This window comes from Clostridium rhizosphaerae, assembly GCF_016765585.1.
GTDB lineage: Bacteria > Bacillota > Clostridia > Clostridiales > Clostridiaceae > Clostridium_AT > Clostridium_AT rhizosphaerae.
This window is the reverse complement of record NZ_JAESWC010000002.1, coordinates 333716-355847: the sequence shown is the minus strand read 5'-3', so window position 1 is coordinate 355847 and position 22132 is coordinate 333716. Positions and strand designations below refer to the sequence as shown.

The window sequence follows — 22132 nt, the reverse complement described above, 5'->3', positions numbered from 1 at the left end:
GGTTGGTAGTATGACTTTTTTGGTGGCTTATGTAACTAACGGAAATTCATTTCCTCAACCTCTGGACGAAAAAGAAGAAGAGGCTTATTTAGAGCAATTAAAAAAAGGTGATTTATTAGCCAAAAGTATTTTAGTAGAAAGAAACTTAAGACTTGTTGCACATATTGTTAAAAAATATTCTTATCCTGGCAAGGAAGTTGATGATTTAATATCTATAGGTACTGTAGGTTTAATAAAAGCTATTGATTCTTTTGATACTTCTAAGGGCACTAGACTTGCAACCTATGCAGCTAGATGTATAGAAAACGAAATACTTATGCTTATAAGAAATAATAAGAAGACAAAAGGGGAAGTGTACTTACAAGAACCTATTGGAGTAGATAAGGAAGGCAATGAATTGCGCTTAGGATGTTGTATGTAATTTATTACGCTGTTAAGTAATGGATAGTGCACATTTGTAATTTGTTGTGATGGAATGATTATTTGTTTAGCTGACAGAAAAATAGAAATTTAACTTTTAGACTCTGTTTAAGAATAATGTTGAAATTAAAGGCAACCCATCAAGGTTGCCTATATTGCGTCATATAAGAAAATTGTTCATCAATTATTATATCAGTATCAAAAGCCATTATTTTTTTCTTCAATAAAAAAGAGTAGGTCTCATGATATTTATGAAATCCACTCTCTATAAATTAATTATCTTTAATATCCACCGTAAAAATGCATTCTACGTCTTCTTCTGCGTCTTCTTCTATGAAGATCCCTTAGGAAAAGTATTGAAATTAGATCCCTTGGAAAACGTCTTCTGCGAGGACGCTGCCTTGATTTTTCTTCACCTTCATCCTCGTTTTCATACTCATCAAAATTCATATCACTTCCCAGCCTGTCATATATGTCGTCAGTAATTCTTCCTACTTCTTCTCTTGTAGGAGCGTACATTGGTCCATACTTCATTTCCATTTGATCGCCGTGATACATTACCAAAGGCATTACCCTATGATATAGACTTGGATATAACATGGCTAAATCTTGTTCATCATCCTCCTCTATCATTGGATCATACATGTTTCCCATTGGTCCTTGATACCACATCATGTTAAGCGGCATTTGTCTGTAAGCCATTTTTCCTCCTAATTTGAATTAAAATTGTTCTACAGTTTATATTATGCTGACTTTTATAATAGGTGATTAAAAGGCAAATTTTAGTTATGCGCGTCTAGGAGCTAAACCAATAGGTAGTTTCAAATATTCCTTAACTGCCATACTCACTTTCATTCCTTATAGCTAAGTGTCCAAAGGAAAAGGTTAAAAAAGCCTCTAGCCTAGAAGATGGCCAAAGGCTTGCTGCATCCTTTGAGTTGGCTTGATTGCGATGTTGAGAGTTAAAATTGGCTCATAAGTTAAGTGCTAACTATAAGTTAAATTATAGCAAGTCTTAATTTACGAGCCTCAATATCGCAATCAATTACTAGAACGAAGTCGCTAAAAGCCCCGTATGGGGGTTAATAGTTTCACCTTTTATATTTATACTGAAATTTTACACCTTTAAACCAAAATAATCCAATACTTTCTTTGAATTTATATGATTTTCCGTGCGTTAGCACGTAGCTTCCCCCTCCCCATTAATTAAGATAGTATTCACTTTTATTAACTCCTACGGTGGTAAATATCCTAAAGGCTTTACCTTATCTTTTTTTATTAAATTTCCCTTCTCACAAACTTTACACATTCCAATTTTAATTCCTGTTAATTTAAAGAATAGCTCTGCTGACGACAGACTATCGTCTTTTTTAGGTTTAACCCTAAATATTTCAAGGCATCGCTTAAACTTTAACTGTTTATTCCTATTACCTAAGATTCCATAATGCCTAATCTTCACAAATCTATCAGGTAAAATATGCATTGTAAATCGCCTAATAAACTCCTGTGGGTTCAAAGTCATTACTTTCTCTTTATTGTTATCTTTATAATCTCTCCATTTAAATACTACATTGTCATTATCAACTTTAATTATTCTGTTATCAGATATTGCAACCCTATGAGTGTACCTACTAAGGTATTGAAGCACGTGCTCCGCACCACCAAAAGGTGGCTTACTGTAAACAATCCATTCTTTTTTATACAAAGAATCTTTAAACTGATTAAACACATCTCTTGAACCTAACTCACTAATATTGGATGGAAACTTTAGCTTATTCTTTAAATAAAGTTCATTCACATAGTATAAAAACTTTCCCCTAAACTTTCTTGAAAGCACTTTAACTGGAATGAAAAACTTCTTTTTAGAATTTATCCATTTACTCCTGCCTAAACTTAATCCTCCACCTGGAATAATACAATGGATATGAGGATGATTCATCAAGTTTTGTCCCCAAGTATGCAGTAATGCTGTAAATCCTATATCTGCTCTAAGATATTTTTTATCTCTGCTTAACTCTAATAATGTTTCAGAAACAGATTTGAAAAGTACAGAATATAATTCTTTCTGATTAAATAATATTAGTGAATTTAATTCTTCTGGCACAGTAAAAACTACATGAAAATAATGTGTTGGAAGAAGAGATTTACGTCTTTCATAAATCCATAGCTCTTTAGCATAAGATAGACATTTGGGGCAATGTCTATTTCTGCATGAGTTATATGAAATTTTTATTTGTCCACAGTTATCGCATTGATATACATGTCCTCCAAGAGCAGAAGTTCTGCAATACTTAATTGCCGATAAAGTTTTATAAATATTTAAAGGCAATTTTTTAGATTTTAAATACTTATCTCCATGAAGAACCATAACTTCCTGTAATGAGCTCATAACTCTTACATTCTGTCTAAAGGACTTGTAATATTCAGTGTTTGATAATCCTTCACATGTAAATATATTGATGTAGTTTTTATGTTAGAGTGACCCATTAAAGCTTGAATGGTAACTAAATCTACTCCATCATTCATTAAATGAGTAGCAAAGGAATGTCTCAACGTATGAGGCGTAGCCTTTTTATTTATACCTGCTTTCTTTACTGCTTTTTCCATAGCTGCTTCAACGCCACGATTAGTTAATTGCTCGCCAGTTTGCCTAGAAATAAATAGATAATCATCTGGAGAATAGTTTTTATATCTAAACTTTTTCCAGTATTCTCTTAATAGCAGTAAATTTTTTTCAGATAATAAAGTATATCGTTCTTTATTTCTTTTACCAACTCTAACTCTAATCTTCATTTCCTTGCTCATAATATCAGATATTCTTAGGTTAACAGCTTCGCTGACTCTTAATCCAGAAGAGTAAATTGTAGATAAAATTACTTTATGTTTCAAATAAGTGATGTTATCTAACAAAACTTTTACCTCTTCCTTCGTCAGATAAGAAGGTAACTTCTTATCGTATCTAATCCTAGGAATTCTTAAATCACTCCAACTGCCTTCAAGAGTTACAACATAGAAAATTTTTAATGCACTATTTATAGCATTTACAGTTCCCCTGCATAATTTCTTCTGATTAATGCAATAATCTAAATAGTTGATAATATCATGTTCACCTAGTAGTTCAGGTGGCTGGTTATAGAATTTAGAAAAGTTTTTTATGGACCACACCATATTTTTAATGGTATTTGGTGTTCGTCCACGAATTTCTAAATCCTTAATCATTTTGTCTATTTTTTGATACATTTTATCACTCCTATAAATGGGGTGTAAAATGTGAGAAGTGAAGCTTCCTTGAGAAAGAAACTTCACTTCTTATTTTTTACATATAAACTTTGATTTAATCACTACACCAGCCATCGCTTTTAGCGATTTAGTTCTATCTTACAATTGCGAATTAATTCCTTTATACAGCATGTGGATAATACTTACTATAAATGGTATATATTATTTTCAACACTATTCTTTAACATAGCCAACTTTTAAAATGTAAATGAAATCCGAGAGCAGTGTCTCGGATTTTTTGATTCTTATACAAATTGTGGAGGATAATATATATGTCTGTAGAATTATAATTAATTATAGGAATTAATAGGAAATTACATATTATGTATATAATGGGAAGTTGAGGATAAAAAGCCTTTATTATTTAAAAATGTCTTAAATGTTTATATTACGACGTAATTTAATATTTGATTTTTATTTAGGATTAAGCACATTTAACCGCACCACAAGTAACAGCGGTTTTTTGTAAGCCAAGTGTTTTCAAGATATGAGAATGTATTAAGAAAGCTTTGTATAATTTATTTAATGTTTTCATTCGATGGTAGTTTTTATTATCAAAGTGGATGGGATAAAAGGACATAGTAAAAGATATAAAAAGTTTATGAATAGGATGGTAAAGGAAGGGTGATTGAAATAAGACAAGTTAAAAATAAAGTGATAAAGAAGCTTTTGAAATAATAACACAACTTTTTTCTATTAAATATATCCAATTCCTACAACTACAGTAGAAAGAATAAATATTTTTACATTACTTTTCTGAGAAAGAGCTTTAACTATAAATGGAACTGTTAGACCACCAATTGCCAAGGCATAATCAAAGTAAATAATACCTTTTGGTTTTATGTTTAATAACACATATGATACTGCTACTTTATAGGTCTCATTTGAATAAGATAGTTCTTCTTTTGATACTATTTCGGGAAGTATAGCTGTTTCAGAACTTACATCAATATCGTTTAGGGACTGCAATAAGAAAGCTAAAATATATACAAGCCAAATTCGTTCATTGTTAGCAAATATGAAAAGAAATGCGAAGATAACACTAATGAGGTTTGTAACTGTAATTATCTTTTTCTTATTATAGGAGTCTGCAATAATGCCAGATAGATACAGCATAGGTATTCTTAAAACTCCTCTGGACAGCCACATTAGAGCAACAGCACCAACTGATTTTGTTATACTGCATAAGTATATTGTTACGCCTATATTGTAAAGATAATCTCCTATTAAAACTTTGGGGAATGGAGCAGATGATTGAGGGGTTAATTTACTCTGTATTTGGACAAGATGAACAAGACCCAAAGTTTAATTTTGCACATACTCAGTTTATGACTTTATTAGAATCTATAACAGAGGATTTAGCTAAGAGCTTTCTTGCTTTAGGAGGTGAAAATAAAGAAATCTCCTTTGGTAGAGTGCAGAAGTTAATTGATAAGGAATTACAGGCAGGTAACTGATAATTAGGGTATACGGGACGGTTATCATTTTTTGATGTTTTCCAAATCGGATAATGAAAAAATGATAAACGCCCCGTTTTCGTTTTGTAATATTTTCCTTTGGGCGGCATCGAAAGACTCTAACTCCAAATCTTTTAGCTTGGAATTCTCATATTCCTCCTTAAACAGCACCCAAATCATATCCTTCTTTCTTGTACCATCATCGTTTTTCTCATTGCTTCTTATTCTCTCAAGCTTCTTGTCTATATCTTCAGGTTCTTTCTTAGTCCAAACCATCCATTTTAGCAAATGGTCCTTGCTCTCATCTATTGGCACTTTCAGTTCATAAACGTTCCCTTGAGACATACTTTAAGTAATCGTTTAGTTTTATAGGTATTCAGAGGTAACCTATTGTAATGCAGTTATAATGATTTGACTCACAAAATTTGGAGTGATAGGATAAATGTGAACAATGAATTATACATGTTAAGTATTGTTCGTATTAAATTATTTGGTAATATTCTATCTTTCACTTCGAAAAGTAAGGAGGCATGCGATGAAAAAACATAGTATACATCTACTGCTCATACCCGGTCTAATTGTGATAACACTATTATTGTTCGTGCCAATATTAAGCAACATACTGCCTACGTTTATTCAAAACGGGGGTATAACGCTAAAAAGATATATGGACTTTTTTACAGATGATTATTTTATGAGCATATTAATGCGTACTGTAAGAATCGGTATTTTAACAACAATAATATGCGTAATTTTAGGAGTTCCCGTATCTTATTACGTTGCTAAAAGCAGTAAAAAAATGAAGGGAATACTTCTTGCTGCAGCTATATTTCCTCAGTTGACAGACTCCGTTGTACGCTCCTTTGCATGGATGACCATCCTGGGGAAAAACGGAGTTATTAATAAGTCACTTGTAGCGCTTCATATCTTTAACGAACCCCAAAAGCTTTTATATACAGAGTTTGCTATTATAGTAGGTTCAGTTTATCTCTTCTTGCCTCTGATGATTATATCGATGGTAGGAGTTATGGACAGTATTGACGATGACCTTATTGAAGCAGCGGAAAGCTTAGGAGCAAACAGATTTTTAGCCTTTCTAAAAGTTATATTCCCATTAAGTGTACCGGGAATGATTGTTGGAAGCGTATTAGTATTCACAGGTACCTTTACCGCCTATACAACACCTCAGCTTCTTGGAGGAAATAAAAATACGGTTTTAGCTACCTTGATGTATCAAAAAGCAATGACTTTAAGCGACTGGACGCAGGCTTCAGTTCTTTCAACAGTAATGATTCTCATAACTCTTGCAGTAATGTTTTTCATAAATAAATTATCCTCAAAATTATATGAAAGAGGTGTATAAGATGAAAGGTAGTAAGCTGTTAACTTTATTTGTGTCCTTAGTATACATATTTTTGATTGCACCGCTTTTAATTATTGTTGTTACCGCTTTTGATTCCAGCAATGTTATGGCTTTCCCACCAAAGGGATTTAGCATGAAATGGTTTATCAATGTTTTTAGTTCGGATACATTTATGACAACTCTCGGAATAAGTGTGAAGGTAGCAGTTTTAGCAACAATAATAGCCTTAATAATCGGAGTGCCTGCAGCCTATGCATTAAGCAGAAAAAGCTATAGAGGAAAGGCTGTAATACAAAATATATTTTTGTCTCCTATAATAGTGCCTGGTGTAGTTTTAGGCTTTGCATTTTTCAGATTTCTGGTTATAAAGCTTCAACTTGAGGTTTTTGCCAGTCTTCTTATTGGACATGTCATAATAGTTATCCCATACATAATTCGTGTGGTTGGATCAAGTCTTGAAAACCTGGACTTTTCAATAGAGGAAGCAGCTGTAAGCCTTGGAGCAACAAAAGTAAAAGCCTTTTTCATGGTTGTGCTGCCTAATATAACTTCGGGAGTTATTGCAGCTTTCATGCTGGCTTTTATCAATTCCTTTAACAATGTACCTGCATCTTTATTTTTAACCGGTCCCGGAGTTAGTACCTTGCCTATAAGTATGATGACTTACGTTGAATACAACTATGACCCTACAATTTCTGCATTATCGGTAATTTTAATGATACTGACTGTATTTATAATGTTCATCGTAGAAAAAACCTTGGGACTAAGTAACTTTAACAATTAAGCAAAATAATCCTAATATTTTCTTAAGAAATACAGGAGGAGCACTATGGCATTAATAAATTTAAAGAATATTAGAGTTTCCTATGATGGGAAAACAGACATACTGAAAAGACTGAACCTGGATATTGAAAAAGGTGAGCTGGTTTCACTTCTTGGTCCCAGCGGCTGCGGCAAAACCACTACCCTTAGAGTTATTGCCGGCTTTATTGACCCAAAGGAAGGAGATTTTATATTTGACAATAAAAATTACACAAAGCTTTCCGTTCATAAAAGAAACTTTGGATTAGTATTTCAAAGCTATGCATTGTTTCCCCATCTGAATGTTTTTGATAATGTAGCCTTTGGTTTAAGACTAAGAAAGCTGAAAAAACAGGATATAAAAAAGGTTGTAGAAGAAGTATTAGAGGTTGTGGATTTAAAAGACTTAAGTTTAAGATATCCAAGAGAATTATCAGGCGGACAGAGACAGAGAGTTGCATTGGCAAGGGCCTTGGTAATTAAGCCTGGACTGCTGCTTTTGGATGAACCTTTAAGCAACCTTGATGCAAAGCTTAGGCTTAAGATGAGAGTTGAAATAAGAAAAATACAGCAAAAGCTTGGTATTACCACAGTCTTTGTAACGCATGACCAGGAAGAATGCTTTTCTATTTCAGACAAGGTTGCAGTAATGAACAAAGGTATAGTAGAACAGTATGATACTCCGGAAAATATATATACTCGTCCAAAAACAGAGTTTGTTGCCAGATTTGTAGGTTTTGAAAACTTTATAGATTTAAAGACCTATAAGAATGGCCTGTTTGAGACAAATGACGGTATTGGGCTTCACATAGAAAATGCTGATAAAACTGCTGATACTGAGGTTAAAGGAACTATACGGCCTGAAGATATCGACATAACTGCAGCAGACAGCAAGGATACTGCAAATATAATAAATGGCATAGTTGAAATAAGAACTTTTCTTGGAAAAGGCTATCAATACAGTGTTGAGACTAAACTAGGCTCAATAACCGTAAACAGCAGCAAGGACCAGCTATACAGCAAGGGTGACAAGGTAAAGTTACACTTACTTTCAAATAAATTAATAATAGTAAAACAATCTAAGGAGGAATAACAATGAAAAAACTATCAATCTTATTAGCCGGTATTATTGCAACTACAGCACTTTCAGGTTGTGCAGCAAAAAAGGATACAATGGCAAGCGCAGAAGCTCCAAAGCAATTAGTAGTTTCAACCTGGGGGCTTAACCAGGACCAATACATGAAAACTGTAATTGAGCCCTTCGAAAAGGCAAACAATGTAAAAGTTGTTGTTGAAACAGGAAATAACGATGAAAGATTAGCCAAGCTTAAGAATAATCCTAACAGCACTGTGGATGTAATGTATTTGGCTGAATCTTATTCACAGCAAGGAATAGAAGATGGATTGTTTGAAAAAATAGATTATAGCAAGGTACCAAATGCAAAGAAGATACTTCCTATAGCTCAGAAATTTGTTGATGCAGGCTATGGCCCTGCTTATACTTTAAACCGTGCAGCTATTGTGTACAACCCTTCAAAAGTAAAAGGAAAGATAACCTCCTGGAAGGATTTATGGAGTGCAGATTTAAAGGGTAAAATAGCAATTCCTGATATCGCTACTACCTTTGGACCTGCTATGGTATTTGCAGGTGGATTACAGGCCGGAGCCGACATTAAGGGCGACAATGGAGCAAGTGCATTCAAGTCCCTTGAAGCTTTAAAACCAAATGTAGTTAAGACCTACACCAAATCTTCCGATTTAGTAAATATGTTCTCAAACGGTGAAATCGTAGCTGCAGTAGCTGCAGACTTTGTAGTTGGTTCCATTAAAAAGGCTATGCCTGATGCCATATTTGTAGATCCTTCAGAAGGATCATACCTAAACTTTAATACAATAAATATTACTAAGAATTCAAAGAACAAAGACTTGGCTTTAAAATTTGTTGATTTTGTATTAAGTGCAGATGTTGAAAGCAAAACTGCAGCTCTAGTTGGTGACTCACCTATAAATGTTGACGTAAAACTGGATGAAAAAACAGCAGCTAACCTAACCTATGGCGACAGCACTAATAAAGCTAATACCTTAGATTACAGCTTTGTAAACAAACAGCTAAAATCATGGATAGATCAGTGGAACAGACTGTTTAACAAATAATCAAGCTGCTAAAGGAGAAAACATGGAAGCAGATTTAGTAATTAAAAATGTGCAGGTGTTCAATGCTTACCTCAAAAAATTTCTATGCAGAGATGTGGCTGTGTTAAACGGAAGGTTTCTTCATCTTTCTGAAGCAGACTGCATGCAGCTGAAAGGCAAGGAAACAGTTGATGGAAAAGGCTGATATCTTATTCCTGGACTTATTGATATTCATATGCACATAGAAAGCTCTATGACTACTCCTCTTGAATTTGCCAAGGCAGTTGCAGCACACGGTGTAACAACTGTCGTGGCGGATCCACATGAAATTGCAAATGTATTTGGACTAGAAGGAATAGAAGCAATGAATGCCGTAAAATGCAAGGATTTAGTTGATATATTTTACGGCATTCCAAGCTCTGTCCCTTCTACTTCTTTTAGCTTGGAAACCTCAGGTTCCAGCATAGATGTGGAAGATGTGGAGAAACTTCTTCATATGGAGGATATAGTTTGTCTTGGAGAGGTCATGAATTTTAAGGATTTAGTACAGAATAAGAATTCTAAAATTAATAACATAATAAATCTCATAAAAGAAAAGAAACCGAATTTGTTAATAGAGGGGCACTGTCCTAAAATATCAGGTCTGGAGCTTTCAAAATATATTTACAGCGGAGTAGATGCAGACCATACTCAGCAAACTGTTCAATCCTTAGAGGAAAAAATACAAAACGGCATGTTCATGGAAATACAAGAGAAATCCATGACAAAAGAAAATATTGAGTATCTTATTGAAAACAATTTATTCGAGCATTTTTGCTTTGTCACTGACGATACGATGGCAGACAAGCTTTTGCACTCTCAGCTTAACGGCTTTGTAAAGAAAGCTATCAGTATGTGCATGCCTCCTGAAATGGCTGTATATGCAGCTACCTATACTCCGGCAAGAAGAATGGGACTTGCAGACAGAGGAAGCATAGCACCTGGTAAAAAGGCAGATTTTATTTTACTTGGCGATATTAAAGCATTTACTGTTGAGGCAGTATATAAAAATGGTACAGAAATTACTAGGGAAACTATAAACAAGTACAGCAGGTCTATTCATAAATTCCCGTCCCATTTCTACAACAGTGTAAAACTTCAGAGATTATCGGCTTCGGATTTTAATGTTGCTGCTCCTGTAAATGAAAAAAGTGTTATGTGCAGAATAATGAAGGTGCAGTCAGACAGCACCTTTACTGAGGAAATCCATGATAATATACTTGTAGATAATGGCCTTCTCAAGTGGAAGGAATCCGACTACTGCCTTATTTCACTATTTGAAAGATATAATAAAAACAGCAGCAGAGCCTATGGACTGGTTGGCGGAGATATAATAAACAGGGGTGCAGTAGCTTCAACCTATGCACATGACAGTCATAACCTTATGGTTCTTGGAAAGTCCGCTGAAGATATGGCATTGGCAGCCAACTGGGTTATTGAAAATAACGGCGGAATTTGTGTAGCAAATCAAGGCAGGATAATTGCTTCTTTAGAGCTTCCTGTAGGAGGCATACTGTCAGAAGAACCGATAGCTGTATTAGCCGATAAGCTGCAGTCGGTCAGAGATGCCCTTAAAGCTTTAGGCTATAATCATAATAATGAAATAATGTCCTTAAGCACTCTATCTCTTCCAGTGAGTCCTGCATTAAAGATTAGCGATAAAGGTTTAATAAGAGTTAAGGACCAGGAACTAGTGAGTTTGTTTTGCTGATAAACATTAAAAATACGGCAGGTGATCTTATGAATAGGAAAATTATAAAAAATGTAAATATACTTACCATGAATAAGGAAAAGGAAATCATAGAAAATGGTGTTGTAGCTATAAGGGACAATTTAATTGAGGCCGTTGGAGGAGCAGAGATACTTGAGAAATATAAAGCAGAAGAAATAATAGACGGCAGAGATGGCATATTAATGCCTGGAATGATTAATACCCATACTCATGCTGCTATGGTAGTTTTTCGAAGCCTTGGAGATGATGTTGCTGACAGACTTAAAAAGTATATATTTCCTCTGGAAAATATGCTTGTAGACAGTTCTTTGGTGTCTTTAGGCTCCAGATATGGAATAGCAGAAATGCTTCTTTCGGGAGTAACTACCTTTACGGACATGTATTATTTTGAGGACGAAGTAGCAAAGGCTGCCAAGGAGCTTGGAAGCAGAGCTGTACTTGGAGAAACTGTTGTGGATTTCCCCTCTCCGGACTGCGAGGAATCTTATGGCGGGTTAGGCTACGCTGAATGGTTTATAGAGAAGTGGAAAAAGGATGAACTTATTACTCCTGCAGTAGCCCCTCATGCACCTTATACTAACGACAGCCAGCATCTTCAAAATGCCTTTCTGCTCTCTAAAAAATACAATGTTCCTATGATTATGCATGTTGCAGAAATGGACTTTGAAATTGAAAAGTACAAGTCAGAGTATAATATGACACCTGTACAGTACCTGGACAGCATCGGTGTATTGGACAACAACTTTATTGCTGCTCATTTAATACATGTTACAGAGGAGGATATTAATATTATTGAAAAAAGGGATATAGGAATTGCACATAATATAGGCGCCAATTCAAAGGCCGGCAAAGGAGTGCCGCCCCTAAAGGAAATGTACGGAAGAGGACTTAAGGTTGGGCTTGGCAGCGACGGCCCTATGAGCGGGAACACTTTAGATATTATAACTCAAATGTCTCTTGTAGGTAAAATTCACAAGCTGTTTAATAAAGACAGAACCCTCTTCCCTGCCAGAGAAATAGTTGAAATGGCAACCATAGGAGGAGCCAGAGCGCTTAACATGGACAAATATATAGGCTCTATAGAAGTTGGAAAAAAGGCTGATATGGCCATACTTGAAACTTCTTCTGTTAATATGCAGCCTATTTATGATTATTATTCTACCATAGTCTACTCTGCCAATGCGGGCAATGTGGATACAGTCATAGTGAACGGGAAAATTTTGATTAAGGACAAGAATTTCACTGAATTCAATTTTGCTGAAGTCAGAGAAGAATTGAAAAAATTAAGGGAAAAGATTAAAAAAACAGCGGAGAAACTAGTTTAAGCTTCATAATTTTTTCCTCATAAAACAATTCCATTCTATAAAAAAATGTATGACATGGGAGAATATTATATATTCAGAAGTCGGATTATTCTTAAGAGATGCTCCAATCATGGATTAAGGATTGTTGTAACCCTTTAAAATATTATGGATTATCAAATGGGGAAAATAATGGGGAAAGTAAAAAAGGATTAATTGCTCAAATATTGAACTGCCAGTTTTTGAGTTTAGTAGTGAAGAAGAAGCTATAAATGAGGCAAGTAAGGTTTTCAAGGATACGCTTAAGTTTTACGTTCCCGATAGGGAACACTGTTACGGTGAGACATATCACAAGTAGTGTGTCTACCAACATCGCATTAGGCTAATAATGGGAAGTTAAAAGTTAGTAAGTTTTTTTATTCAGTATTGCAATTGTGGTATAATTTTAGATAGATAGAGTTCTTAATTAATACGGAATAGTAAATTATGACGTACAAATGATAGAATTTTTAAAATACGAGGAGAACGTTTATGAAATTATTGATAATAGGAGCAAGTGGATATTTAGGAAATACAATATATAAGAAAATTAGTGAGTATAGTAATGACGACATTTATGGAACTTGCAATACCTCAACTAATCACGAACTTTTACAAATTAATGTATTGGATAAGTTAGATATAGATAAAATACTGTCATTGAAACCAGATATAATTATTTGGAGCATTATGGATACAGAAAAAGAAATGTTATTATCAGAAATAGGTTTGAATGCGATAGTTGATAATATTTCTAAAGATGTACGCTTTATTTACGTTTCTACTACAGTTGGAAAAGGAAAAGACCAGATTGAAGATATAATTCCTCATAAACGTAAATCTGATGAATATTTACATAAATATATTAATGGTAAAATTGAAGGGGAAAACATTGTTAGAAAGCACCCTAATCATGTAATTGTAAGACCTGGGAGTATATATGGGTATGATTATGATGGCAAAATGGATTGTAGAATGAAAGGGTTACTTGAAATTTCAAAAATAGGCAAAAAGTATTCAAGAACAGCAAATATGTATGCCAGTTTTGTTAATGTAGAAGATTTAGCAGACTCAATAATTGAACTTGCATATAATTATTTTACAGGAACAATAAATATATCAGGAGAAAAGCCAGTGAGTCATTATATTTTTAATAAATATTTAGCAAGTCTAATGAATATTGATAACAGTTTTATAATACCTGATTACAAGGAAGAAGCGATATATCATAATTTAAGTAACGATAGAAGAAAACTTCTGCTAAATACCATAATACAAGACATTTGAATGATAATAACAATATAAGTGAATTTTAATACATAATATTCTTATATTGTTCACCAATGAGGTTTTAAATAATGTCAACAATTATATGATTTGTTGAATAACCAAACCAGTAGATATCAAATTTATCAACTTCCCATTATCCTTAGCAAATTATACGAAGTTAGGCTGAAAAAAGCTCAAACCCTGAATAAGAGTTTGAGTATAAAAGATAGAATAATCGCCTAACTTTGGATAATTCAGATAGCGCGAAACCGCTGAATTACAAGAGAATCTATGGGAATTGAATAGTTCTATGCCTCGCTAATTCAATAGTTTTCTGAGATTTTAGTTAAAGGTCAAGAGATAAATACACAAAAATATCAATGAAATTTTAATTAAAAACATAACTTCCCCCTCCCCAGGATAGGGTATTGTTACTTTTTTATACAGTTTGTAAAGATGAAGGGGGAGACTTAGAAAAGCAACTACGTCGTATAAGTTTGTCTGATCCACAGTTAGGACACTTAGATAGATCTCTGCCAGTAAGTTTTTGAATTAACTTGATGGTAGAGATTTTTTCTTTTAGTAAGATTGGGGTATTCGTAAGTTGCTTGCAAGTCTTTAGTTTAGTGTTCTTATTTCGATTTCCAAGTAAGCCATAATGCCTGATTTTCATGAATCCATTTGGCAGTATATGAACAAGAAACCTACGGATGAATTCTTCTGCAGAAATAGTCATTAGCTTACATTTACTATTATCCTTGTAGTCGTGCCACTTAAACGTAACACTATTATTTTCAATACTAACAATACGTTTGTTTGATATAGCAACTCTATGAGTGTATCTACCCAAATATTCAACCACACAGGCTGCGCCTTTAAAAGGTGGCTTGCAGTATACAATCCACTCTTTGGAATAGACAAAGGAAAGCAGAGTTTCAAATTTAATGGTATCAGAAAGATACGCTTCGCTGCCATGAAATTCAAGCTTATTTTGCAAATAGAGTTGTTTAAGATAATACAGAAATTTACCTCTAAATTTGTGCGATAGCACTTTAACTGGGATAAAGAATTTCTTTCTACTGTTTACCCATTTCCCTGTTGAAGAAAGTCCGCCGCCAGGCACAATGCAATGGATATGTGGATGATGCATAAGGTTTTGGCCCCAGGTGTGCAAAACAGAGGTAAACCCTAGTTTAGCACCGAGATATTTTTTATCGGATGCTAATTCTGTAAGAGTTTCGGCAACAGCTTTAAACATCAGAGTATACAGTTCTCTTTGATTCTGATATACCATTAGATTCAGGGTGTCTGGAATAGTGAAAACTATATGAAAGTATCCGATATCAAGCAAATTGGCTCTTTGGTTTTCTATCCATCGCTCTTTAGCAAGTGTTTGACACTTTGGACAATGCCTATTCCGGCAGGAATTGTAGGATATTCGGGTATCTCCACAGTTTTCACATATATCTATATGTCCGCCTAACTGGGAAGTTCTGCACTTTTGAATTGCAGACATGGCTTTATGCTGGATATATGAGAGTTTATGTTTTTCTACATAGGCTACGCCATATCTTAAAAAGATATCTTGAACCTCAGCCATTAGTTTTCTCCAGTTTAGTAAAAGTATCGAGAGGGCTCGTTGCGTTTAAAGATTCAATCTTAAGTAAATGCAAATAAAAACAAGTTGTACTGATATCTGAATGCCCAAGTAATTGCTTAATGTGAAATATGCTTGTACCTGATTCGAGAAGGTGAGTAGCGAAACTATGTCTTAAACTATGAATTGTGACTTTCTTAGTTATTTTGGCTTTGTCTATGTATTTGTGGAACATGTTCTGAACAGCTTTAGGAGTAATGTGTGTTCCGGTATTTACTCTACTGTAGAAAAGCCACTCTTTTGGACGGTACACCTTCCAGTAATCCCTCAATATTTCGAGGGTAGCTTGAGAAAGTAGTGCATATCTATCTTTTGATCCTTTTCCGGATCGTATAAGCAGCTGCATTTTTTTACTGTCAATATCCGAAACTTTTAAACAAGCGACTTCATTAAGTCTAAGTCCTGAACCGTAGGTTGTCATTAAGATACTTTTATCTCTCAAATTATCGCAGGCATCAAGAAGAGTTTGAATCTCCACTCGAGAGAGTATTTCAGGAAACTCACGTTTCTTCCGATGCCGAGGTATTTGTTTGCAGTTTAAGTTAATATTTAATGTTACTCCGTATAAAAAGCGAAGTCCACTATTGTAGGAGTTTACACTTCCAGAAGTAAGCTTTCTTTCAGTTGAGAGATAGTGAAGAAACTCTCTTATATCCCTTTCACCTAGTTCAGTTGCAGGCTTATCATAGTAATCTTGAAAGATTTTAGCTTTAGTGTAGTACTCGTCTTGTGTATTTTTGCTTAGCCCCCTAAGTTCAATATCAAATTTTAATTTTTCTAAAACTTGTTCTTTTGTCATAAAAAATCATCTCCTCTAGTGACAGATTATTTCCACTTAAAGAAGATGCATACAAAAGAAATTAAAGTATATTATGGAGTTGAGAAAACCACCGCGCCAGCGGTTTAGTGCTATCCATATTATAGGAAGTTACTAAAGTTTTTAATTCGGCAAATAATGTGAATTTAAGGTTTATTTATATAAATAGTAATTTAAAGAGGTAATAGATAATGGAAATATGGGATGCATATAAAGAAGATGGAACACTTGCAGGATGTGAATTAATTCGAGGAGAAGAAATTCCTAAAGGGTTATTTCACTTGATAAGTGAAATAATAGTTAAACATAAAGGTGGGATGTATCTGCTTATGCAGAGAGAGTGGAAAAAACCTAATTATCCAGGTTTATATGAGGCAGGTGCTAGTGGTAGTTCACTAAAAGGCGAAGAACCATATGATGCAGCGGTTAGAGAACTTAAAGAAGAAACAGGAGTTGAAGCTGAAAAATTAGAAAGTATATACAAATATATTAGCAACGATACTTTATACTACGGATACTTGTGTGAAACTGATTGCGATAAAGAGTCTATTATACTTCAAGAAGGAGAAACAATATCATATTTGTGGCTGACTAGGGAAGAATTCTTAAAATTTGTTGAAACTGATATGTATGTACAGCCATATAAAATAAGAATGAGTGAATATTTAGATTCTATTAGATAAATTTCAACTTATTACTGATATTATCAATATAATCTTTACTACACAATTTTATTTTGTCCCAATTTATTCACTAAATCTAACATTACAAAATCATAATTAGAAACTGCTGCATCATCGTCTTTTTAAAACAACCAAATGCGTTAGGCCCACCATCTGCCTAACGCATTAATTTCGGAAACAACTTCACCTCAAAATCATCATTCTTCTGATGCTTTTCTTTTTTATATTCAGCCTTAATCAAAACACTTTTAAGCAGCTCATTTTTATATTGCACATTTTTAGAAGCTTTATAAGCAAATACAACCTCTCGAAGCCTTTGACTGTATTCGGTTCGGTCTATTCTTTTTTCTTGTTCAATAAGGTTATTTAGTCCTTCTATGCCTGACATAATTTTAGAGACTTTATCCGCTAGAAGATTGGACCTTTCAAGAAAGGTGGCATTGTCATAAACTCCTTGTTCCAGCAAATCGAATAATTTTAGTTTTTGATTATTGCAGGTTTCAAGTTCTTTCTTTAGATTTACAAGCTGTAATTCATAGACTTTTATATTGTTTTTTTCTTCTTTTTTTACTTCTGCTTTGTAATTTTTTAAATAACCTTCAAGAGCATCTATAATTGTTTTCTCCACATATTCAAATCTGGCGCTTTTGTTGCCGCACTTTTTAAGGCAGATTAGATGGGGGGGACTCGTGCCGTATTTTCTCATAACCATCTTAGAGCCGCAGACAGCGCATATAACTAAGCCTGCAATTGGATTAGCCGGTCCGTTTGCTATTTGATAGGGAATATGATACTTGCCTTTACCTATTTGCTGTACTTTATTCCAGGTCTCCATATCAATGATAGCCTCATGTTTGCCATCAGCGATTATCCACTCACTTTTATCCCTTGTTCTTGTATCCTTAACTTTATCAGGATTTTTAGATTTCTTTATTTCTTTCTTCTTCCAGGTGACTTTTCCAATGTAGATGGGATTCTTAAGTATGGCAAGAACACTGCTGGAGGAGAAGTTATTTTTAAATTTAGTTTTATAGCCAAAGCTGTTCATAGTATTTGCTATGCTGCCTGCGCCATTGCCTTCGCTGTAAAGCTTGAAAATCATTTTAACTATTTCTGCTTCTTCAGGATTTATTATTAAGGTTCTGCTTCTTTTAACCCACTGAATCTCATAACCAAGCGGGGGATTGGTAGCTATGTAATTACCATCCTCAACACTTCTTACTCTGCCGCCCTGCATACGTTTTGTAATCATCTTGAGTTCCTTTCTGCTCATGAAGGCCTCAAATTCGCTGTATTCTTCATCAAAATCATTATTGAGATCATAAACTTTATTTGGAGTAATTATCTTAGTGTTTGACTGTTTGAAGGTGTTTAATATTATACCCTGATCCTGCATGTCACCTCTGCCAAGACGCTGCATATCCATAACCAGAACACCGTCGTACTTTTTTTCCTCCACTTCCTTTAAAAGCTCCAGCATTTTAGGTCTGAAGAAGAGGCTTTCACCAGAGACAATTTCTTCTTTTATCTGAGCAATGTTATAATTTCTCTCTTTGGCAAACTTTAATAATGCTTTCCGATGCTTAGAAAGGGTTTCGCCTTCACCTAAAGTTTTTTCAAGTTCCTCATCTGCACGAGATTTTCTAAGATACATGCAAATTCTATCCATTTAGGACTTTAACCTCCCATTAGTCGGATATATATTCATTCCCTCTAATATACTACCGGCTAAAGGCACTTTAGAACATTTGGATGCTTTTCTATAAACATTATATCTTCATACCAGGGTCTTAAAAAATTAAATAACATGGAGGCAGATCCGCAGTGCCTGCAGTATCTTGCGTTTCTATCTAAATACTTTTTACATTCAGGACATCTGTTTTCATCAGCAGGTACATCGGAATAAACTGACCACTTATAACTGGTACCAAAAGAAAACATGTCATTTCCGCATATCTTGCAGTAATTATCAACATGCTCAATCTCTAAGTTCCCGCATACTAAGCAGTGATGAGCTTTCTTGCTTTTATATAAGAGGCCTCGCAGTTTTGAAGGCGGGAACAGATTTAAATTCTTAATTCTATATTCAACAGCTGTTTTACTTACTATAAAATGATCTGATAACTTATTAGTATCTCCACTAAAATATATGTACATTTGCTTAAAAAGCTTTTCCGGCATCAAGGCCTGAGCTGCACCTTCATTAGCCTGCCATTCGATGCCTTTGTTCTGAAAGATAAAGTTACTGTCATAACAGAGATGTTCGCCGGCATCATGAAGCCAATAGTGGCATAACTCATGCATAACATCAAAGTTTTGAGATTTCCTTGACTTTAAAGAATTAATGGCCATAAAACTCATTACATTATCTGGATCCTTATATAATAAACCGCCAAGCAAAGGATTCGGAAAGGGCTGTAATTCTATTTTAAGCTTATCTTTGTAAGCTTCTGCTACTTTGAAGGAATCAAGAGGGTAGCTGTCTTCAGTAATATTAAGGCTTAATAGTTTATCATTAATAATCTCATATAATTTATCTTTTCCCACATACCCATTTAAGACCACTATTTATCTTTCTCCTTTTTAAAATTATTACTTCTTTTCTTAGCTTCTATGAGCCAATCTATAGCAAACTTAACATCATCAGGAGTTAAGCCATTCTTTTGAGCTTCTCTGGCAATATGTAAAAAGCCTATGGGGACCTCTTCTTGTTGTTCTTCTCCGAGCAGCGTACTAACAGGCACATTCAAGCTTTCAGAAATCTTATTCAGTAATTCTGATTTTATATTTGTTCTCTGATTATTTTCGATTAAGCTTAGGTATGATCTCGATATACCAATTCTTTCTGCTAATTCTGATAATGATATATTTGAGTCTTCTCGTATCTTTTTTATATTATCTCCAATCACTGTTTTCACCTCCTCAATAACCATAGCTCCATATAATTTCTTAATTTATGTTCTGTAGTTTACACCCAGTAAAATATCATTAACAATATTATATACCAGTTGTAAACAAAAGTTCAAGAGAATTAATGTAAATAATAGGTATTTGCTGATAGATTAATATAAATATGTAAAATGGTTACAACCAGTAAAATATGAACATTGCTGTTTACTGGATGAAACTGTAATATATACTTATGGTTACTGATTGAAAACTTATGAAGGGTATTGAGGGGCATAAAGATTAATAATCTTTATGTACAGTATAAGAAGGGGGTACAACATGGTAAAAGAATGGTTTATTTGTCCGGTCTGCGGTAAGAAGCTCTTATTAATTGACAAGACAAAGTCCATCGAGGGTGTCTATGCCTGGTGTAAAAAGCACAAAGGAAATATAGAAATTAAAAATGAGCCAGAGCCGAATGCATAAGCATTATATGAGCCAGAGCCTAGCAAAAATATTTAAAATATCTAAAGGATATTTTAGTAATTTTGCTAGGCTCTTATTTTATTGAAAGGAGGTGCAGTTATTGGTACAAAATAAGATAAAAACTATCAGATTAAAAAAGAGATTGACTTTAACAGAACTTTCAAGGAAAAGCGGATTATCGAGAGCTTATATTAGTCTCCTTGAAAATGGCATAAGAAATAATCCATCTCATGAGGCAATGGAAAAAATAGCAGAAGGTTTGGGAAAAAGTGTACAAGTAGTATTTTTCTCTAAGAATTAACTTAAAGAGGAGGTGAAGTCTATGAAAATAGTAATTATTCCAGATATAAGAGTTATAACTCTAGAGCACTGCCTGGAGTGCCAAAGAGCTCATCTTGATATTTATGTGGATGAGGGCTGTGTAATCACAGTTAAAAAAGCAGATTCATGTAAAAATTTAAAAAACTAATATAGTTTATGAATGTAAAGGTTGTTCACGTAATAGACTATATTGAGGTGGTTGGATATGGCAAAAGTTATAATAGTAGAACCTGACATCACACCTGAGGAGAATGAGCGCAACTGGAGAAGAACCGAGGAAATAATAAATCTAATTATTAATGAAGTTAGAATGCAGGATGAAAAAGATGTTTATGAAGGATAAAGAAGGCTTATAGCCTTTTTAAAAAAACTTTTTTAACTGGGTGGACAAACACTTCTCCAATATATTTTATTACTCATAACTTAATAATATTCTTATAATTCAACATTTTTTAAAGAGGTTAAAGTCCTAAATGGACTTTAACGGGTAATTTACGAGCGGAGCGAGTGGGCTAAATTACCCAGTGTTCCGACTAAAAGGAGGAAAACAAATGTTAAATATAACATTAACACTAACAGCTGCACCGGAATTAATTGCAGCGATATCAAATATGACAAATGCTTTAAAATATCAAAATGTTAAGGCTTTAGAAAATGCTAATTCTGACTCCACATCAAGAAAGATTGATGCAGGACATAATTTTCAGCAAGTGACAAATGTACAAAATGCACCTGCTTCTGCAGCTTCACAGGCGGCAAAGACAGAACAATATGTTCAGACTGTACTGCCAATTGATATACTGGGATCATCTATGAAGCAAGGTGGGGCTTCAGGTGCACAACTGCAAAATCAGGGACAGACAGATGCTTTTCAGTCTAACGCTCAGGCAGTACCAACAACTGTGCAAAGCTATACTATGGAGCAGTTGTCAGTAGCTGGAACTCAACTAGTAGATGCAGGTCGTCGAGCTGAGCTTGTGAGCCTATTGAGCTCCTTTGGGGTAAAAGCCTTAACTGCATTACCTAAGGAGCAGTACGGTGCCTTTGCAACTTCTCTTAGAGCGTTAGGGGCGAAGATATAATGGAATCTAATGCATTACTTTCAGCAAGTTCTTCTCATAGGTGGCTTCACTGCACTCCTTCAGCAAGACTGGAGGAGAAGCTTCCTGAAAGCAGCAGTGAGACAGTTTATAAATCAAGATGAGGCTTTCAAAGTGCTTAAGGATAATGGCTTTGAGGATACTATGCTTTATGAGAGAAAGCATTTAACACTTTCTGAAACTGAAAAGCTTGTTGGCAAGGCAAAGTTTAAGGAACTTCTAAGTTCACATATACATACTCCACCGGGCAAGCCCACTCTTGCAGTTAGCGAAGATAAAAGAGAAGCATTTAAAAGAATGACAGCAGCTCAGGTTTTTGCAGATGCAGGCAACTAAATTGCTTTAG

27 protein-coding genes and 1 pseudogene are annotated in these 22132 nt (G+C 34.3%); 18 read left to right on the top strand and 10 right to left on the bottom strand.

Features of this window, described 5'->3' with window-relative positions; genetic code table 11:
• Positions 1–10 precede the first annotated feature (10 nt).
• A pseudogene (locus tag JK636_RS04950) lies at positions 11–406 on the top strand (sigma-70 family RNA polymerase sigma factor); the annotation flags it as partial.
• A gap of 296 nt (positions 407–702) precedes the next feature.
• Here the strand turns inward: JK636_RS04950 and JK636_RS04945 are convergent.
• The 4 genes from JK636_RS04945 to JK636_RS04930 form a co-directional block, all read right to left on the bottom strand.
• A complete protein-coding gene (locus tag JK636_RS04945; protein ID WP_202747719.1) occupies positions 703–1122 on the bottom strand; it encodes a hypothetical protein in 420 nt (139 codons plus the stop codon).
• A 532-nt stretch (positions 1123–1654) separates the two neighbouring features.
• Positions 1655–2809, bottom strand: coding sequence for an IS91 family transposase (locus JK636_RS04940; RefSeq protein WP_202747718.1), 1155 nt, complete (start codon positions 2807–2809; stop codon positions 1655–1657).
• Between the two features lie 5 nt (positions 2810–2814).
• Positions 2815–3660, bottom strand: coding sequence for a site-specific tyrosine recombinase/integron integrase (gene xerA, locus JK636_RS04935; RefSeq protein ID WP_202747717.1), 846 nt, complete (start codon positions 3658–3660; stop codon positions 2815–2817).
• 735 nt (positions 3661–4395) lie between these two features.
• A complete protein-coding gene (locus JK636_RS04930; RefSeq protein ID WP_338025729.1) occupies positions 4396–4848 on the bottom strand; it encodes a hypothetical protein in 453 nt (150 codons plus the stop codon).
• A gap of 101 nt (positions 4849–4949) precedes the next feature.
• Between JK636_RS04930 and JK636_RS04925 the strand changes: the two genes are divergently transcribed.
• Positions 4950–5156 (top strand): hypothetical protein, encoded by a 207-nt coding sequence (locus JK636_RS04925; protein ID WP_243428190.1) that lies wholly within the window; start codon positions 4950–4952, stop codon positions 5154–5156.
• Positions 5157–5180: 24 nt separating this feature from the next.
• Here JK636_RS04925 and JK636_RS04920 read toward each other — a convergent pair whose 3' ends face one another.
• Positions 5181–5501 carry a hypothetical protein gene (locus JK636_RS04920; protein ID WP_202747715.1) on the bottom strand — a complete coding sequence of 107 codons (321 nt, stop codon included), beginning with the start codon at positions 5499–5501 and terminating at the stop codon, positions 5181–5183.
• Between the two features lie 190 nt (positions 5502–5691).
• On the opposite strand from JK636_RS04920, the gene JK636_RS04915 reads away from it, so the two are divergent.
• The 8 genes from JK636_RS04915 to JK636_RS04885 all read left to right on the top strand — a co-directional run bounded on the left by JK636_RS04915 (position 5692) and on the right by JK636_RS04885 (position 13851).
• Positions 5692–6519 carry an ABC transporter permease gene (locus tag JK636_RS04915; RefSeq protein ID WP_202747714.1) on the top strand — a complete coding sequence of 276 codons (828 nt, stop codon included), beginning with the start codon at positions 5692–5694 and terminating at the stop codon, positions 6517–6519.
• Between the two features lies 1 nt (position 6520).
• Entirely contained in the window at positions 6521–7303 is a 783-nt protein-coding gene (locus tag JK636_RS04910) for an ABC transporter permease (protein ID WP_202747713.1), read from the top strand.
• A 45-nt stretch (positions 7304–7348) separates the two neighbouring features.
• Positions 7349–8413: an ABC transporter ATP-binding protein gene (locus JK636_RS04905; protein ID WP_202747712.1), complete on the top strand. Its 1065-nt coding sequence runs from the start codon at positions 7349–7351 to the stop codon at positions 8411–8413.
• 2 nt (positions 8414–8415) lie between these two features.
• The gene (locus tag JK636_RS04900) at positions 8416–9474 is read left to right on the top strand and encodes an ABC transporter substrate-binding protein (RefSeq protein WP_202747711.1); all 1059 of its coding nucleotides are present in this window, start codon (positions 8416–8418) and stop codon (positions 9472–9474) included.
• 22 nt (positions 9475–9496) lie between these two features.
• Entirely contained in the window at positions 9497–9658 is a 162-nt protein-coding gene (locus JK636_RS23555) for a hypothetical protein (RefSeq protein WP_243428121.1), read from the top strand.
• Positions 9659–9664: 6 nt separating this feature from the next.
• A complete protein-coding gene (locus JK636_RS23995) occupies positions 9665–11203 on the top strand; it encodes an adenine deaminase C-terminal domain-containing protein (RefSeq protein ID WP_338025752.1) in 1539 nt (512 codons plus the stop codon).
• Between the two features lie 29 nt (positions 11204–11232).
• Positions 11233–12549, top strand: a complete 1317-nt coding sequence (locus JK636_RS04890) for an amidohydrolase (RefSeq protein WP_202747710.1) — start codon at positions 11233–11235, stop codon at positions 12547–12549.
• A 507-nt stretch (positions 12550–13056) separates the two neighbouring features.
• Positions 13057–13851 (top strand): sugar nucleotide-binding protein, encoded by a 795-nt coding sequence (locus JK636_RS04885; RefSeq protein ID WP_202747709.1) that lies wholly within the window; start codon positions 13057–13059, stop codon positions 13849–13851.
• A 421-nt stretch (positions 13852–14272) separates the two neighbouring features.
• Here JK636_RS04885 and JK636_RS04880 read toward each other — a convergent pair whose 3' ends face one another.
• Together JK636_RS04880 and JK636_RS04875 are read right to left on the bottom strand one after the other, a co-directional pair.
• Positions 14273–15433, bottom strand: coding sequence for an IS91 family transposase (locus JK636_RS04880; RefSeq protein WP_202747708.1), 1161 nt, complete (start codon positions 15431–15433; stop codon positions 14273–14275).
• Positions 15426–16289: a tyrosine-type recombinase/integrase gene (locus JK636_RS04875; RefSeq protein WP_202747707.1), complete on the bottom strand. Its 864-nt coding sequence runs from the start codon at positions 16287–16289 to the stop codon at positions 15426–15428. Before JK636_RS04875 ends, JK636_RS04880 begins: the two co-directional genes overlap by 8 nt.
• 209 nt (positions 16290–16498) lie before the next feature.
• On the opposite strand from JK636_RS04875, the gene JK636_RS04870 reads away from it, so the two are divergent.
• Positions 16499–16990 (top strand): NUDIX hydrolase, encoded by a 492-nt coding sequence (locus JK636_RS04870; protein WP_202747706.1) that lies wholly within the window; start codon positions 16499–16501, stop codon positions 16988–16990.
• A 157-nt stretch (positions 16991–17147) separates the two neighbouring features.
• Here the strand turns inward: JK636_RS04870 and JK636_RS04865 are convergent, their stop codons facing one another.
• From JK636_RS04865 to JK636_RS04855, 3 genes are read right to left on the bottom strand one after another with little or no spacing between them, the layout of a single operon-like run.
• Complete coding sequence (locus tag JK636_RS04865; RefSeq protein WP_202747705.1) at positions 17148–18659, bottom strand: recombinase family protein; 1512 nt, start codon at positions 18657–18659, stop codon at positions 17148–17150.
• Positions 18660–18718: 59 nt separating this feature from the next.
• The gene (locus tag JK636_RS04860) at positions 18719–19555 is read right to left on the bottom strand and encodes an ImmA/IrrE family metallo-endopeptidase (protein ID WP_202747704.1); all 837 of its coding nucleotides are present in this window, start codon (positions 19553–19555) and stop codon (positions 18719–18721) included.
• Positions 19555–19899, bottom strand: a complete 345-nt coding sequence (locus JK636_RS04855; RefSeq protein ID WP_202747703.1) for a helix-turn-helix domain-containing protein — start codon at positions 19897–19899, stop codon at positions 19555–19557. Before JK636_RS04855 ends, JK636_RS04860 begins: the two co-directional genes overlap by 1 nt.
• A gap of 319 nt (positions 19900–20218) precedes the next feature.
• Here JK636_RS04855 and JK636_RS04850 point away from each other — a divergent pair, with 319 nt between their 5' ends.
• From JK636_RS04850 to JK636_RS04820, 7 genes are all read left to right on the top strand, one after another.
• Positions 20219–20365: a hypothetical protein gene (locus tag JK636_RS04850; RefSeq protein ID WP_202748819.1), complete on the top strand. Its 147-nt coding sequence runs from the start codon at positions 20219–20221 to the stop codon at positions 20363–20365.
• Between the two features lie 100 nt (positions 20366–20465).
• Complete coding sequence (locus tag JK636_RS04845) at positions 20466–20666, top strand: helix-turn-helix transcriptional regulator (protein WP_202747702.1); 201 nt, start codon at positions 20466–20468, stop codon at positions 20664–20666.
• A gap of 21 nt (positions 20667–20687) precedes the next feature.
• Positions 20688–20834 (top strand): hypothetical protein, encoded by a 147-nt coding sequence (locus JK636_RS04840; RefSeq protein WP_202747701.1) that lies wholly within the window; start codon positions 20688–20690, stop codon positions 20832–20834.
• 57 nt (positions 20835–20891) lie between these two features.
• A complete protein-coding gene (locus JK636_RS04835) occupies positions 20892–21029 on the top strand; it encodes a hypothetical protein (RefSeq protein ID WP_202747700.1) in 138 nt (45 codons plus the stop codon).
• A 208-nt stretch (positions 21030–21237) separates the two neighbouring features.
• Positions 21238–21768, top strand: coding sequence for a hypothetical protein (locus tag JK636_RS04830; RefSeq protein ID WP_202747699.1), 531 nt, complete (start codon positions 21238–21240; stop codon positions 21766–21768).
• A complete protein-coding gene (locus JK636_RS04825) occupies positions 21768–21890 on the top strand; it encodes a DUF2800 domain-containing protein (protein ID WP_202747698.1) in 123 nt (40 codons plus the stop codon). The genes JK636_RS04830 and JK636_RS04825 overlap by 1 nt, the downstream gene beginning before the upstream one ends.
• A 10-nt stretch (positions 21891–21900) precedes the next feature.
• The gene (locus JK636_RS04820; RefSeq protein ID WP_202747697.1) at positions 21901–22122 is read left to right on the top strand and encodes a DUF2800 domain-containing protein; all 222 of its coding nucleotides are present in this window, start codon (positions 21901–21903) and stop codon (positions 22120–22122) included.
• The last annotated feature ends 10 nt before the right edge of the window (positions 22123–22132 follow it).